The organism is Peterkaempfera griseoplana (genome assembly GCF_001418575.1).
Classification (GTDB): Bacteria; Actinomycetota; Actinomycetes; order Streptomycetales; family Streptomycetaceae; genus Peterkaempfera; species Peterkaempfera griseoplana.
The window spans coordinates 22,493-37,557 of the sequence record NZ_LIQR01000249.1 but is presented as its reverse complement, the minus strand read 5'-3'; the positions used below and the strand labels follow the sequence as shown (position 1 = coordinate 37,557).

12 protein-coding genes and 1 pseudogene are annotated in these 15,065 nt (G+C 72.1%); 6 read left to right on the top strand and 7 right to left on the bottom strand.

The annotated features are described in order from the left end of the window. Nucleotides 1-57 precede the first annotated feature (57 nt). Complete coding sequence (locus AOK09_RS19030) at nt 58-2,229, bottom strand: discoidin domain-containing protein (RefSeq protein ID WP_079063213.1); 2,172 nt, start codon at nt 2,227-2,229, stop codon at nt 58-60. Nucleotides 2,230-2,510: 281 nt separating this feature from the next. Here AOK09_RS19030 and AOK09_RS19025 point away from each other — a divergent pair, with 281 nt between their 5' ends. The 3 genes from AOK09_RS19025 (at nt 2,511) to AOK09_RS19015 (ending at nt 6,145) form a co-directional block, all read left to right on the top strand. Further along, nucleotides 2,511-3,566, top strand: coding sequence for a LacI family DNA-binding transcriptional regulator (locus AOK09_RS19025; RefSeq protein ID WP_055588403.1), 1,056 nt, complete (start codon nt 2,511-2,513; stop codon nt 3,564-3,566). A 135-nt stretch (nt 3,567-3,701) separates the two neighbouring features. Beyond that, nucleotides 3,702-5,594: a Na+/H+ antiporter NhaA gene (gene nhaA / locus AOK09_RS19020; protein ID WP_055588402.1), complete on the top strand. Its 1,893-nt coding sequence runs from the start codon at nt 3,702-3,704 to the stop codon at nt 5,592-5,594. An 80-nt stretch (nt 5,595-5,674) separates the two neighbouring features. Next, the gene (locus tag AOK09_RS19015) at nt 5,675-6,145 is read left to right on the top strand and encodes a GNAT family N-acetyltransferase (protein WP_055588401.1); all 471 of its coding nucleotides are present in this window, start codon (nt 5,675-5,677) and stop codon (nt 6,143-6,145) included. 24 nt (nt 6,146-6,169) lie between these two features. Here AOK09_RS19015 and AOK09_RS39190 read toward each other — a convergent pair. Then, nucleotides 6,170-6,277, bottom strand: a pseudogene (locus AOK09_RS39190) (IS5/IS1182 family transposase); the annotation flags it as partial. Nucleotides 6,278-6,346: 69 nt separating this feature from the next. Then, nucleotides 6,347-7,300, bottom strand: coding sequence for an NmrA/HSCARG family protein (locus AOK09_RS19010; RefSeq protein WP_055588400.1), 954 nt, complete (start codon nt 7,298-7,300; stop codon nt 6,347-6,349). 285 nt (nt 7,301-7,585) lie between these two features. Here AOK09_RS19010 and AOK09_RS19005 point away from each other — a divergent pair, with 285 nt between their 5' ends. Together AOK09_RS19005 and AOK09_RS19000 are read left to right on the top strand one after the other, a co-directional pair. Beyond that, nucleotides 7,586-7,837 (top strand): ArsR/SmtB family transcription factor, encoded by a 252-nt coding sequence (locus tag AOK09_RS19005; RefSeq protein ID WP_322973196.1) that lies wholly within the window; start codon nt 7,586-7,588, stop codon nt 7,835-7,837. 198 nt (nt 7,838-8,035) lie between these two features. Further along, a complete protein-coding gene (locus tag AOK09_RS19000) occupies nt 8,036-9,298 on the top strand; it encodes a beta propeller repeat protein (protein WP_157875951.1) in 1,263 nt (420 codons plus the stop codon). Nucleotides 9,299-9,357: 59 nt separating this feature from the next. Here AOK09_RS19000 and AOK09_RS18995 read toward each other — a convergent pair whose 3' ends face one another. Next, entirely contained in the window at nt 9,358-10,098 is a 741-nt protein-coding gene (locus AOK09_RS18995) for a TetR/AcrR family transcriptional regulator (RefSeq protein ID WP_055588397.1), read from the bottom strand. 109 nt (nt 10,099-10,207) lie between these two features. Between AOK09_RS18995 and AOK09_RS18990 the strand changes: the two genes are divergently transcribed. Then, nucleotides 10,208-11,179 carry an NmrA family NAD(P)-binding protein gene (locus AOK09_RS18990; RefSeq protein ID WP_175609318.1) on the top strand — a complete coding sequence of 324 codons (972 nt, stop codon included), beginning with the start codon at nt 10,208-10,210 and terminating at the stop codon, nt 11,177-11,179. 286 nt (nt 11,180-11,465) lie between these two features. On the opposite strand, the gene AOK09_RS18985 is transcribed toward AOK09_RS18990, so the two are convergent. The 3 genes from AOK09_RS18985 to AOK09_RS18975 all read right to left on the bottom strand — a co-directional run bounded on the left by AOK09_RS18985 (nt 11,466) and on the right by AOK09_RS18975 (nt 15,056). Next, complete coding sequence (locus tag AOK09_RS18985; RefSeq protein ID WP_245687362.1) at nt 11,466-12,386, bottom strand: endonuclease/exonuclease/phosphatase family protein; 921 nt, start codon at nt 12,384-12,386, stop codon at nt 11,466-11,468. 218 nt (nt 12,387-12,604) lie between these two features. Beyond that, nucleotides 12,605-13,567, bottom strand: a complete 963-nt coding sequence (locus AOK09_RS18980) for a D-alanyl-D-alanine carboxypeptidase family protein (protein WP_055588396.1) — start codon at nt 13,565-13,567, stop codon at nt 12,605-12,607. 169 nt (nt 13,568-13,736) lie between these two features. After that, entirely contained in the window at nt 13,737-15,056 is a 1,320-nt protein-coding gene (locus tag AOK09_RS18975) for a sensor histidine kinase (protein ID WP_079063211.1), read from the bottom strand. Between the last annotated feature and the right edge of the window lie 9 nt (nt 15,057-15,065).

Sequence of the window (15,065 nt, the reverse complement as noted above, 5' to 3'; positions counted from 1 at the left end):
CCCACCTCGGTCCCCCGGCGCGCGGCGCCGGGGGACCGAGGTGGGTGGAGCGGTGTGTTACTGCGAGACCCGCACGTAGTCGATCAGCATCTTCTGCGGGAGGACGGTGGTGGCGTCCGGGTTGCCCGGCCAGTCGCCGCCCACCGCGTTGTTGAGGATGATGTAGAAGGGGTGGTCGTAGACCCAGGGGCCCTTGGTCTGCTCCAGGTTGGCGCGGTCCACGGTGAAGAAGGCGTTGCCGTCCACGCTGAAGGTCATGTGACTGGAGTCCCAGTCCAGGGCGTAGGTGTGGAACGCCGAGGAGAAGTCGCTGCCCGCCACGGTGTACGGGGAGCCGAAGCCGCCGCCGCCGAAGTACGCGGGGGCGTGGAGGGTGGAGTACACCGAGTCCGCGACCTTGCCGATGTGCTCCATGATGTCGATCTCACCGCAGTTGGGCCACGGCGTACCGGTCTTGAAGTTGGAGCCCAGCAGCCAGAACGCGGGCCACAGACCCTGGGTGCCGGTCACCTTGATCCGGGCCTCGACATGGCCGTAGGTGAAGTTGAAGTGGTCGGAGGTGTTGATCCGGCCCGAGGTGTACTGGCCGTTGGCCTCCTTCCTGGCCTCGATGACCAGGTTGCCGTTGCCGTCCATGGTGGTGTTGTCGCCGTTGGTGTAGGTCTCCAGCTCGCCGTTCTGGCCGTTGCCGGGGTCCTGGGTCCACTTGGTGGTGTCCGGCTTGGTGCCCGCGGCGCCGTTGAACTCGTCGCTCCACACCAGGTGTTCGGGGTTGCCCGGGTTCGGCGGGGTGGCGGGCGGGGCGGTGGGGCTGCCGCCGGTGCCGTACACGTCGAAGGTCCACAGCGAGTAGCCGTAGCCGTTGCTGCGGGCGGTGCCGTACATCCGGACGTAGCGGCCGGTGCCGTCGACGTTCAGGGTCTCCTTGAAGCCCTTGCCGGTGGTGGTGGAGTAGATGCTCGTCCAGTTGTTCCCGTCGGGCGAGACCTGGATCTGGTACGCGGTGGCGTACGCCGGGTCCCACTGCAGGACGACCTTGGTGACATGGGCGGTGGCGCCCAGGTCGACACGGATCCAGCCCGGGTCCACCCAGCCGTTGACGTCGCTGGTCGCCCAGCGGGTGGCCGGGTCCTCGTCGAAGGCCTTGGACGGGTTGCAGCCGGAGCAGTTGGCGTCGTCCTGGTAGGTGGAAGCGGTGGCGGGCTTGTTGTAGGAGAGCAGGACCGAGCCGTCGGTGGGCGGCGGGGTGGTGCCTCCGGTGGTGCCGCCCGTGGTTCCGCCGTTGGTACCGCCCGTGGTTCCGCCGGTGGAGGTGAAGACCTGGAACTCCCAGAGCGAGTAGCCGAACTGGGTGGCCCGCTGGGTCCCGTACACCCGGATGTAGCGGCCGCTGCCGGAGAGGGTGACCAGTTCGGTGGCGCCGGGACCGGTGGTGGTGGAGTAGACCGTGGTCCAGTTGGCACCGTCGGTGGAGGTCTGGATCTGGTACGCCTTGGCGTACGCCGTCTCCCAGGCGAGCTGGACCCCGCAGACGGTCTGGGTGGAGCCCAGGTCCACCTGGAGCCACTGCGGATCGGCTGCCGCGCTGGACCAGCGGGTGCCGGCGTCACCGTCGACCGCCGCGGAGGCCGGGGTCCCGGCGTTCTCGGTGGACGAGGCGGTGGCGGTCTTGTGCAGTGCCGCATTGGTGGTGCCGCAGCCTCCGCCGGCGGTGCCCGAGGTGCCGTAGACCTGGAACTCCCAGAGCGAGTAGCCGTACTGGGTGGCCCGCTGGGTCCCGTACACCCTGATGTAGCGGCCGCTGCCGGTGACGTTCAGGGTCTCGGTGCCGCCCGCTCCCGTGGTGGTGGAGTAGACGCTGGTCCAGGTGCTGCCGTCGGTGGAGGTCTGGATCTGGTACGCCTTGGCGTACGCCGTCTCCCAGACCAGCTTCACCTGGGAGACGGTGTCGACCGCTCCCAGGTCGACCTGGAGCCACTGCGGGTCGGCCGCGGCGCTGGACCAGCGGGTGCCGGCGTCACCGTCGACCGCCGCGGAGGCCGGGGTCCCGACGTTCTCGGTGGAGGAGGCCGTCGCCGGCTTGCCCTGGGAGAGCAGGGTCGTCGCGGCGTGGGCCGGGGTGCCGCCGCCGACGGCCAGCACCAGGGCGGCGATGAGAGCGGCGGCGACGGTCAGTATGAGAAACGGGCGGCGTTCTGTTCGGGCGGCGGGGGGATGGGTGGCTGGCATGGCGGCTCCTGACTGACTGTGGAGAGAGCGCTCTCTCGGTCAGCCGATGATTGCGGCGTTGTTGCCGACGCGTCAAGAACTCGGACAGGCCTTGCCGTTCGGGAATCCGCGATCGCCCCCGTCACGGCACGGCCATCCATCGCCCGGTTGACGAACTGCCCGGTCCCCCTGGACACTCCGAGACGAGAGAGCGCTTTCTCGCATGGGTGTCCCGACGGCTCCCGCCCGCGTCATCGGCCTCCCACGGGCGGGCGCCTCGGGACACCCGGTATAAAGGCCGGATGACCGCAGACGAAGCGCCCCGGACCCGCCCCGTCACCCTGGAGGACGTCGCCCAGGTGGCAGGGGTGTCCCGGGCCACCGTGTCGCGGGTGATCAACGGCGCACAGACGGTGGATCCGGCGCTGCGCACTTCGGTGGAACAGGCCGTGGCCGCCACCGGCTATGTACCGAACCGGGCCGCGCGCTCCCTGGTGACCAGGCGCGCCGACTCCATCGCCCTGGTCGTCTCCGAGCGCGAGCAGCGGGCCGTCTCCGGACCCTTCGTCGGCCGGATGTTCACCGACCCGCACTTCGGCCGCATCGTCGGCGGCCTCCTCGATGTGCTGCGGCCCGCCGGCATCCAGCTGCTGCTGATGCTGGCCGATGACGACGCCTCACGCAGCCAGCTGGTCAGCTTCCTGCGCCAGGGCCACGTCGACGGAGTGGTGCTGCTCTCCTCGCACGCCGACGACCCGCTGCCGGAGCTGCTCACCCGCACCGGCCTGCCGACGGTGCTCGCCGGACGGCCCACACGCTCGGCGGCCCCCATCGCCTATGTCGACGTCGACCAGCAGGCCGGCGCCAGGCTCGCCGCCGAGCACCTGGTCGGGCTCGGACGCCGCCGCATCGCCACCCTGTCGGGCCCGCTGGACATGCCCGCCGGCCAGGACCGGCTGACCGGTTTCCGCACCGCCATGGCCGCACTCGGCGAGCCCGACGTGGTCGCGGTGGAGGGAGACTTCACCCAGGCCGGGGGTGCCGAGGCGATGAAGCGGCTGCTCGCCGAGCACCCGGCGATCGACGGGGTGTTCATCGCCTCGGACCTGATGGCCCTGGGCGCCCTGCCGGTCCTCTACCGGGAGGGGCGCCGGGTGCCCGAGGACGTCGCGGTGGTCGGCTTCGACGACAGCAGCGCGGCGCTGGCGTGCGATCCGCAGCTCACCACCGTGCGGCAGCCGGTCGAGGAGATGGCGGCCGAGATGGCGGGGCTGCTGCTGCGCCGGCTCGGCGAGGCGGGCCGGTCCACCCCGTCCGCGGTGTTCCATCCGACGCTGGTGCTGCGGCAGTCCGCGTGACTGGGCAGCTGGCGGCCGGAGCGGACGGGAGCGGGCCGGAGGGCCCGGGGTCGGAGGTGGGGCTCCGGCCCGGTTCCGCCGGCCGCGCGGGGCGGCGCCGGGCCGTGAGCGTATCCGTCCGGTGAGAATGGCCTGGTGACAGAGAGTCCCCCGGCCGACGAAACGCCGTACACCGGCCACACCGTCTGCAGCCACGGGCGGAGGACCCCGCTCGTCGACTTCCTGCGGACCGAGACGGCCAGCGCGGTGGTGCTGCTGGCCGCCACCGTCGCCGCCCTGGTGTGGGCCAACGCCGCCCCCGGCTCCTACGACGCCTTCTGCCGCACGGTGATCTCACTGCGGATCGGCCGCTGGGGGGTGTCGCTGGAGGTGCGCGAATGGGTCAACAGCGGCCTGATGACCTTCTTCTTCCTCGTGATGGGCCTGGAGGCGCGCCGTGAGTTCGACATGGGCGAGCTGCGGGAACGCCGCCGGGTGGCGCTTCCCCTGCTGGCCGGCCTCAGCGGGATGCTGGTCCCGGTCGCCGTCTACCTGGCCGTGAACGCGGGCCGGCCGACGGCGCACGGCTGGGGAGCGGCGATGTCCACCGACACGGCCTTCGCCCTGGGGATGCTGGCGCTGCTGGGGCGGCGGTTCCCCGCGCGGCTGCACACCTTCATCCTCACCGTGGCCGTGGTCGACGACCTGCTGGCCCTGGCCGCCATCGCGGTCGTCTACAGCGGCCCGCTCGGCGTACCGGCGCTGCTCACCGCCGTCGCCCTGTTCGGGGTGATCCTGCTGGTGCGGGCCGCCGGGGTACGGCGGGGCGCGGTGTATGCACTGCTCGGGGCGCTGACCTGGCTCGCCATGCTGGAGTCGGGGGTGGACCCGGTGGTGGTGGGGCTGACCCTGGGTCTGCTGACGTACGCCTATCCGGCGGCGCGCAGTGATCTGGAGCGGGCCAGCAGCCTCTTCCGGTCCTTCCGCGAGCAGCCGACCCCCGAGCTGGAACGCTCGGTGCGCCAGGGTCTCGCGGCGGCGCTCTCCCCCAACGAACGTCTGCTGCAGCTGCACCACCCCTGGACCAGCTATCTGCTGGTACCGCTGTTCGCCCTGGTCAACGCCGGTGTCACCGTGGACGGCGAGCTGTTGTCCCGCGCCTTCACCTCCCCCGTCACCCTCGGCATCCTGGCGGCGTACCTGCTGGGCAAGCCGGTCGGGATCATCGGCAGCACCGGGTTGGCGGCCCTGCTCAGCCGCGGCCGGCTGTATCCGCCGGTGGGCTGGGGCGCGGTGGTGGGCGGCGGCACCATCGCCGGGGTGGGGTTCACGGTCTCACTGCTGATCGCGGCACTGGCCTTCACCGGTGACCGCCTGGACGAGGCAAAGGTGGGAGTGCTGGCCGCCGTGGTGTGCGCCTTCGCGGCGACCTGGGTGGTGGCCGGGGCGATCGCCCTGCTGCCGCAGCGGCTGCGGGTCCGGGCGCTGCTGGGCACCGACCGTACGGTCGTCGACCTGGCCGCCCCGGTCGACCCCGAGCGGGACCATGTGCGCGGCCCGTTCCGGGCGCCGGTCACGGTGGTGGAGTACGGCGACTTCGAGTGCCCGTACTGCGGCCTGGCCGAGCCGGTGGTCCGTGAGCTGCTCGCCGACTTCGGTGATGTCCGGTACGTCTGGCGGCATCTGCCCCTGCACGACGTCCATCCCTCCGCGCAGCTGGCCGCGGAGGCCGCCGAGGCCGCGGCGGAGCAGGGCGCCTTCTGGGAGATGCACGACCGGCTGCTGGAGCATCAGGGCGAGTTGCGGCTGGTGGACCTGGTCCACCATGCCGAGGCCCTCGGCCTGGACCTCGACCGCTTCCACCTGGCGCTGCGCACCCACGCCGGCGCTGCCCGGGTGGCGGAGGACGTGGACTCCGCCGACCTCAGCGGGGTGGCCGGCACCCCGACCTTCTTCGTCAACGGCCGCCGCCACCACGGCGCCTACGACATCGGCGGGCTCTCCGCGGCGGTCCGCGCGGCGGGGGCGCGGGCGGCGTTCGCCGACTGAAGGGCGTCCCGTAACTGCAAGCTGGGCCTAGTCTGAACGAGCTACCTGGGACCGATCTTCGGGAGAGTGAGACTGCGCCTATGGGTATATCTCTGCGCGAGCTTGAGGACAGCGACCTGCCGATCTTCTGGCAGCAGTTGACGGATCCCCAGTTGCAGCAGATGGCAGCCGTGACCAGGAAGTATCACTACGACCGCGGCCACTTCGACCAACACTGGACGAAGGTGCGCTCGGACCCGTCCGTGATCCTGCGAACCGTTCTCGCTGACGGCGCTGTAGCAGGACACGCTGCCGTCTTCGGCCCGCCGTCGGAGCGTGAGGTCACGTACGTCATCGGGCGAGCGCATTGGGGCCAGGGCATTGCCACTGCGGCCCTGGCTGAACTGCTCAGGCTGGAGCCCGCTCGGCCGCTGCACGCTGACGCCGCCGCTGACAATGCCGGCTCCGTCCGCGTGCTGGAGAAGTGCGGCTTCATCGTCACGGGGAGGAGCCGGTGCTTCGCCCGGGCTCGTGACCAGGACATCGACCTGGTGCACTTGACGCTGAGGTGAGCATGCCGCCGCCGTCGGGACCGCTCAACCGGCCAGTGCGAGGTTGTGCAGGCGGGCGATGCCGAGCATGGCCTGGTGAACCCCGTTGCCCTTGAGTCGGCAGTCCCGCAGATTTTTCCAGTTCGTCCGACGGGTGGTCAGCAACGCACCCGCCGGGCCACCGACATGCCCTTCCCCCGGCGAACAACGACGAGATCGTGGCTAGCTGCCGAAGGAGACCCGCTCACCGCGCCAATCGGTCCTACGGAGAAACTGCTCCCAGCTCAGTGCGTCGGGGTCGACGCGTCGGCTCCACTCCATGTCGCGGTGCTCTGCGAAGTATCCGAATTCCACCGCGTATTCAGCCATGCCGAGGATCTCATCGACCAGCAAAGGGTTCTCTCCCAGCTCTGGGAAGCAGGTCAGCAGGCCTTCCCTGGAGCAGGCGTTGCGGTACTCGGCCTTGAGCCCGGTGACGCGGGAGAACACATCGACCATCTCACCCGGGGAGATGACGTCACCGACGACCGGCAGGGAGGCGCCGACGTAGGCGCCCGGGTTGGAGAACACCTCAAGGACGGCCGGTCCGGTCGCGGTGAGCGGGTCCACGAACGGGGCACGGAAGTCCTCGGGGAGGTAGAAGGGCATGAGCACCGTGTCGCCGTTGATGCGAGGGGCGTAGTACTCCAGCGCGTTGGTGTAGAAGAACGAGAGCATGACGAAGGTGTGCGCGATCGGCAGGGTCCGAATGTGCTCGGCGACGAGCGCCTTGTCGGTGAAGTGCGGGGCGTACTTGGTGCCCGATGACCTCTCCTGGACGTTCTCGAGCGCGCTGAAGACCAGGTGTCCCACGCCCGCCTCGACCGCGGCATCGGCGAGCTGACGTCCGAGGGGGAACTCGACAGTGGATGGCGGTGCGACGGGCGGCGTCATGAGGAAGGCCCCGTCAGCTGATCGGAACGCCTGCACGAACTCGCGCTGACGACCCGGTTCCAGGGGGACGGTGACGATCTGTGCGCCCATCCTCGCGAGGCTCCGGGCCTGAGCGGAGTCGGCGGCCCTGGTGAGGGCCCGCACCTGAAATCTCCCGCTCTCAAGCAGGGAGGTGACGACACTCCTGCCCTGCTTGCTGGTCGCACCCGCAACGACGATCAACGGCTTGCCGGCCTCGGGCATCGCGCACTCCCTCTCCTGTGGGCCCGATGCTTGTGCGGGTAGCCGGCAGCGGCGCCGACCACACCTCGATCGAGCGTGAACGAGAAGATCATATCGCCATATCGCGATGTGTCAATGTGTCCTGCCGGGAGAGTGCGGCCCAGTTCGTCACATCGAGATACGATGGTGCGTGGATGCGAGGAGGAGTCCGTGGCGACGTCACACGCAACGGGCCCAGGGAACGGGAGCCCCCTGGACGCGGTCGAGGCCTTGAAGGCTCTGGCGAACCCCGCGCGGTTGCAGATCATGAACTGGCTGCGGGACCCGCACGGCGAGTTCTCGCAGTGGGAGCCGATCGCCGATCGGGACGAGGTCGGGGTCTGCGCGAGCCATCTGCAGGCCAAGTCGGGGCTGGCGCAGTCGACGGTCTCGTCGTACATGGCGACGCTGGAGCGGGCGGGCCTCGTACGGTCCACGCGCATCGGCAAGTGGATCCACTACAAGCGCGACGAGGACATGATGTCCCAGCTCGCGGAGATGCTCCGCGGCACACAGTGACGCATCGCGACATGCCGGGTGTTGCAGGGTGTTGTCCCTCCTGGCCTGGGTCCGCCCGCGGAGCGGGGGCGGACCCAGGCGTCCCTGCCGGTGGGCGGGCCGCCGCCACCGGGCGCGACCTTCTCGGCACCGTCACCGCGGCCGCCCTGGTCGTCCGGCTCCGCACACGATCGACCGGACGGTCTCTAGGGTGGGGGGATGAGAACACCTGGGGGAAGGCTCTCCGCCGTTGCAAGCCTGGCGGTGTGTACGGCGCTGCTACTGGGCGGCTGCGGCCGGAACGACGAGGGGGACACCAGCGCGACAAAGCTCGGCTTCACCGAGTACGCGGGTGCGGTGGACTACCCGGCGGTGACCGGCCCGCACGACAAGGGGTACGCGGCGCCCGGTGAGGGGCTGCGGCAGCTGGTGCCCATGGGCGACTGCGTTCTGGGCGAGGGGACCTTCGCCAACGGCTACCGCTATGTGAACGTCAACTGGTCCGGCTCCGACGGCTGTACGAAGCTCTCCCTCACCCCGAAGCCGGCCGCCGCAGGCGAGGCGGACCTGCCGTACTCCATGCGCAGCGGCTGGACCGGCGGCGGTCTGCCGGGCGACGTGGTGGTGCCGTGGGACGACGGTTCGCTGATCGGCGTCGGCGGCAGTGTGACCCGCCGGGAGCCGAGCGGCGAAGTGTCCCGGCTCGCCGCGCTCCCGCTGACGTTCAACAACCACCCGGAGCAGGAGACCGCCGACGACGCCTCGGTGAACGCCGCGGTGCAGGTCGGCTCACGCCTGCTGATCGGCGGTGGCCAGACGGTCGGCCATGTGGAGTCCCCCTATGTGTTCGCGTCCGACGACGGGGGCGCCACCGTGCATCGCGTGCCGCTGCCGCCGGTCGGCGGAGGGCAGCCGTCCACCCCTGTGGGCAGCCTCGGCGTCAACGCCGACGATGTCGTCGGCTTCGGCGCGGCGGCGACCAACGCCTTCGACTTCCACCCGACGGGCACCATCCCCTTCTGGCACAGCCCGGACGGCGGCGCGCACTGGACGTCCGGCAGGATCACCGGGACGCCGCCGGGCACACGGGTGCGCAGCGTCCTGTACGCGTCGGGCCACTGGTTCGCCGTGGGCGGCCACGCCAAAGCCGGCGCCTTCTACAACTCCCTCCCGCTGGTCCTCACCAGTCGGGACGGCACCCACTGGACCCGGGTGGACAGTGCGGAGATGGGCACCGGCGAGATCATCGCCGCGACCGTCGACTCCGCTGGCCGCCCGGTCCTGGTCGGTTCGGCCGTCCGGCCGAAGTCCAGGCCGGACGCCCCCACGGTGGAATGCGGTGCGGTCTGGGTCGGCGACGGGACGACCACAGGCTGGAAGCGGGGCGGCCTCGGCTGCAGCGAGGACCCCCCGACCGCGGTGACCACCCTCGCGGACGGGCGCGTGCTGATCGCGGGCAACCGGGACCTCTGGCTCGGCTGAGGCCGGGGGCCGGGGGCCCGGCCCCCGACCCGGAGCGCTGACGTCGTCCGGCCTGCCCGTCACCCCGCGAGCCGTCGGCGGCGGGCCCGCTGCCGGCAGGTGGCTCCGCAGTAGCGCATCGGGCGGCCGGTGGCCCGGACGGTGAGCGCGGCCCCGCACTCCGCACAGCCGGCCCCGGTCTCCCGGCGGACACCGGGGCTGTCACGGAAGGACTGCTGTTCCGTGACCGAACCGGGGGTCCTCAGTCCGTCCAGGGTCAGCCGGACGAGCCTGAGTCCGGCCGCTCGATCGCGGCGGGCGGTGAGCATCGAGGCGCACCCGACGGTGAGTGAGACGACATCGTCGGGGCCGATGTCGGCACGGACACCACCGGCCCGCTGCGCCGCGTGGAGCAGCGCGGTCAGGACCTGACGGAACCGCAGTACGGACGCCCTGAGCACCGGGCGCGGCCAGCCGGCGTCGTCCGTCACGACGTCGCACAGGTGCCCGCCCCCCTGGGACTTCTCGACCACGTCCAGCAGGAACCCGAAGAAGGCCTCGGTGGGCGCGGACCGGGCAGCCCGCTGCTCACCGGAGGCGACGAGTTCGTCGAGATGCAGGACGAACACCGCCTCCAGGAGGATCTCCTTGCCGGGGAAGTGCCGGTACACGGTGCCCGCGCTGACGCCGGCCCGGCGGGCGATCACGCCGAGCGGGACGTCGGCCCCCTGTTCGGCGAACGCCTGCCTGGCGGCGGACAGCACCCTGGCCCGGTTGCGGCGGGCGTCGGCCCGGTCCCCGCCGCTGATCGCTGCAGTCATGTCACGAAACCCCTTGTGCGCCCGACCCAACCGGGTTGGAGTATTGCAGATGTCCCCGGGTTCACCATCCCGTCCATGGCAACCGGCCCCCGGGGAGAGGGAGGACGACATGACCGCCGAACCCACCCCGTCCGCCGGCGGCCCGGCCCGGCGCCCCGCCGACGGCCCGGTCGCGGTGACCGGAGCCACCGGCAACCAGGGCGGTGCGACGGCACGCCGGCTGCTGGCCGGAGGCCGGCAGGTACGCGCACTGGTGCGGGACAAGGCCGCACCCGCCGCCGTGGCGCTGGCGGACGCAGGAGCCGAGCTGGCCATCGCCGACTTCGACGATCCGTCAAGTCTGGCGCCCGCCCTGGAGGGCGCAGCCGCGCTGTTCGCCGTGCCGCCGGTCGTCTACGGGCCGTCCGGCACCGACCAGGAACTGGAGTTCACCCGGGGCCGGGCCCTGGCCGACGCGGCAGCGGCCGCGGGGGTGCGCCAGGTGGTGTTCACCGGTGTCGCCTCGACCTCCGGTGACGCCTTCGCGGCCCCGGGGAAGCGGCGCATCGAGGAGTATCTGCGCGCGCGGCTCCCGCTGGTGACCGTGTTGCGTCCGGTGCGGTTCATGACGAACTACCTGACGGCGCCCGGCATGGGCCTCGAAGGGTTCGTCGACGGCGTCCACCGTCACCTCTTCCCGCCGGACGAGCCCGTCCAGATCATCGCCGTCGAGGACATCGCCGAGTTCGCCGCCCTTGCCTTCGAGCAGCCGGACCGGTTCGCCGGACGGACTCTGGAGCTGGCCGGTGACGATCCGACCCCGGCCGACGCCGTCGCCGCCATCGGCGCCGCAACCGGAGTCCCGGTGCGCTACGAACAGCTCACCCACGAGGAGGCGGCAGCGCTGAACCCGGAGATCGCCGCGGTCCGGCGGCACTGGCAGTCCGGCCAGCGCTGGCACGCCGACATCGAGGCACTGCGGGTCATCCACCCCGGGCTGCGCACCCTCGCGGACTGGCTCGCCCAGGGCGGCGCCGCAGCACTGCGCGCCCGGTTGCTCGACACCCCTGGACACCCGGCCGCGCCCGGCCGCTCCGGGTGAGCCCTGGGCGATCGGCCGACCCCGACGGCGGCCCGGCGGGACGGACCGTCGGGCGCACAGGGCGTCGAACCAGCGCCTGTGTCGCTATTCTGACGCTCCGTCAATAGTCGATGCCGGGACGACGAGGGCCTTGCCGTGCCGGACAGCCCAAGGACCTCAGGGCCTTCACCCACCCGCACGTTCCCGGGGTCCTCCCTGCCCGGCCCACCACGCACGCCCCCACGTCGAGGCCGCTCCCGTCCAGGCCGGCCGGAGTGTCCAGGGCCCGCCCCCGGCCGGGAAGCCGTCAGTGCTTCCCGTCTCCGGCCGGGTCGAGGTCCAGGCGGGCGGCGACGGGAAGGTGGTCGCTCGCCGTCGCCGGCAGGGTCCAGGCCGAGGTGGTCCTCACCCCCTGGACGAAGATCTGGTCGATCCGGGTGACCGGGAACCGGGCCGGCCAGCTGAAGCCGAAGCCCCTGCCCGCCGTGGACTGGGCCGAGGACATACGGGAGGTCAGCGGGCGCAGCGCGCGATCGTCGGTGGAGCCGTTGAAGTCGCCCATCACCACGACGCTCCGGGCGCGCTCCGCCCGCAGCGCCGCGGTCAGCCGGTCCAGCGCCGCGTCACGTGCCCCGGTGGTGAAACCGGCAGGGGTGACCCGTACCGACGGCAGGTGCACCACGTAGACCGCGAGGGGGCCCTCGGGGGTCTCCACCGTGGCGCGCACGGCCCGGGTCCACGGCATGATCGGCACGGCGTGCGCATCGCGCAGCGGCGAGGTGCTCCAGAGGCCGACCGTGCCCTGGTAGAAGTGGTAGGGATAGGCGGCGGCGAGGGCGCGCTCGTACGTCGGTGCCGTCGCAGGGCTCAGCTCCTCCAGCGCCACCATGTCCGCCCGGGCGGCGATCAGGCTCCGCGCCGTGCCGAGCGGGTCGGGGTTGGCCTGGTTGACGTTGTGGGTGACCACGGTGAGGTGCCCGCCGGGCGACGACCTGGGGACGAGGGTGCCGCCGAAGAGCGCAGCCCAGACCACGGTCGGCAGGAGGACGGCCACCGTGGCCGTCGGCGACCGGCGCAGCAGGGCCGTGGCCCAGAGCGCCGGGATCGCCAGGCCCGTCCAGGGCAGCAGGGTGTCGACCAGACTGCCCAGGTGGCCCGGCGCGTTGGGGATCCACCGGTGGCCCAGGAGGAGCAGGGCGAGGAGGGCGGAGAGGCCGGCCGTCAGCATCCCGCGGGGACCGAGCGGTGGCGACCACCGGTTCCGCGGCAGGGGCGACCATCGCGGCAGGGAACGCCGCGGCCGTCGCCGGGGGCCGCCGCGCTCCCTGCCCGACGACGCGTCCGTGCCCTCCGCCGTCACGCCCGCCGGGTCCGGCTGCTCGTCGTACCCGGCCGCTGCACCGCCCGGCTCCACGGCGCTCTGCGGACCTGCGGTCGTCATGGTGCTCAGCCCTCCGTCCGTGCCGTGGTCAGGCGGTCGCGGAGCCTGTCGATCAGCACCTTGCTGTTCTCGAGGGCCGCCCGCAGTCCCTCGGCCGCCGAGGTGTTCGCCCGCTGGTGCAGGACGGCGCCCAGCAGCAGCCGGGTCCGGCCGCCGACGCGCGCCTCACTGGCCCACAGGAGGTTGCCGCCCGCCGGTGTGCTGGAGCCTGTCTTGAGGCCCACCACGCCCGACGTGCCCAGCAGAGTGTTGGTGTTGGCCAGCGAGCCCGCGCCGGGCACAGCCACGGTCCGGCTCGCCACCACGGCGCGGAACACCGGGTCCTTCATGGCCTGCCGCGCCAGTTTCAGCTGGTCGGACGCAGTGCTCCTGGTGGTCGGCTCCACGCCGCTCGCCCCGGTGTACGTCGTGTGGTCCATCCCCAGCTCCTTCGCGGAGCGCTGCATCTTCCTCACGAAGGCCTCCTGGCTGCCGGCGTCCCAGCGCGCCAGCAGCCTGGCGATGTTGTTCCCGGAGGGGATCAGCAGCATCTCCAGCAGCTTCCGCTCGGAGTACTTCTCACCCGCCCGGACCGGCACGGTCGACTCGTCGCCGACGCCCACCTCGTGCGCGGCCTCGCTGTCCGCCTCGATCTGCGGCCCGGGCTCGCCGGGCCCGAGGGGATGGTCCCTGAGGACGACATAGGCGGTCATGACCTTCGTCAGGCTGGCGATCGGCACCGGCCGCTGGTCGCCCCACGAGCCCAGGGGCATGCCGTCGACCTCGACGGCTCCCTGGCCTTCGGCCGGCCAGGGGAACGGGCCGCCCGCCAGGGTCAGCCGGCCCTCGCCCGGACCTGCGGTGGGAGCGTCCAGGGGGCCGGAACCACCAGACGCCGTGTTGTTCGTGGTGAGGCCCAGTGCCACCAGGAGGAGCAGCGCCGGCACCCCTCCCATGAGCTGCTGACGGCGGGAACGGGACAGGGACATCGGAAGCCACCTCCGGGGCTGACGCACGTGATCGGTACGGCGGCAACACTGCGGGGGAGGTATGTCCGGACGCCCGGCGCCGGGGCGTCGCGGGTGCTCGGGAAGCCATCAGTTGTGTATCGGCCGGGAGCGGCGAAGCCGCGGCAGCGGTGGGCGGGCGGGGCTCGGGCTACGGCCGGGGGCCGGTACCGCCGGTCCCCCGGCCCACAGCACCGACACTGGCACCGTCACCGTCTTCCGGCCACCCGAGGGGTGCCGGTCGGGGAGCCGGCAGGCGCACGACCGCCACCGCTCCCCCGTCGCCGGGGTGGTTGCTGAAGTGCAGGTCCGCTCCGATCACCGCCGCCTGACCGGCGGCGATCGTGAGGCCGAGGCCGTGCCCACGGCCCCGCTCCGCCGTGCCGGTGCGGAACCGCTGCGGGCCGTCCGCCAGGAGGTCGGCGGGGAACCCCGGCCCGTGGTCCCGTACCGTGATGGCCGGACCCGAGACGGCGATCTCCACAGGCCCGGATCCGTGCCGATGCGCATTGACGACGAGGTTGGAGACGATCCGGTCCAGGCGGCGCGGATCGGTCTCGACCTGCGGAGCTCCCGCCGAGCTCACCGTCGCCGGCAGCCCCGTCCTCGCCACCGACTCCTCGACCAGTTCGGCGAGGTGCACCTCGCGTGGCTGGGCCTGCTCGGCGCCCGCGTCCAGACGGGAGATCTCCAGCAGGTCCTCGACCAGGTCGCGCAGTACATGGACACGGTCCCGGACCAGATCGGTCGCCTCCCCGTCGGGCAGCAGGTCGGCGGAGGTGACCAGGCCCATCAGCGGGGTGCGCAGCTCGTGAGCGACATCGGCGGTGAAGCGCTGCTCGCGGGCGATGCGGTCGCGCAGACTGTCGGCCATCGTGTCGACGGTGGCCGAGATCTCGGTGATCTCGTCGCCGCCCCGGGTCCCCATCCGGGTACGCGCGTCCAGGTCGCCTGCCGTGATGCGGCGCGCCGTACGGGCCACCCGTCGCAGTCGCCTGGTGGGCAGCTCCGTGGCGAGGGCCGTCATCGGGACCACGACGGCAAGGGTGACCAGGGAGTACTTCCACATGTGCCGGTCCAGGGCCTGCCGGGTGAGCAGGTCGGCGGTCATGTCGGCCTCGATGGCGTAGAGCTTCCCGTCCTGGATCTTCGCCGCCCAGATGGAAGGGTGGTACCGCTGGTCCTCGTAGAAGGTGCCCTCGCCGTGCAGCCGCACCTGGTGCAGCAGGGCGTCCGGAAGGTCGCCCGGGGCCTTCAGCGGCGGTGCCGCGCCGGTGGCCCGGGCGTCGTCGATCTCCCTGTCGAGGGAGTCGGCGGCTCTGACGGCGCCCTCGTGCATCGACCGCTCCAGGGTCGACCTGTGCACCAGCACGCCGACGGTCAGCGCCATCGCGGCGCAGGCCAGGGCCACCAGGACGATGGTCTTCCAGCGCACCGAGCGGGGGTTCAGCAGCGCGTGTGTCAACGGCATCTCGGCCCT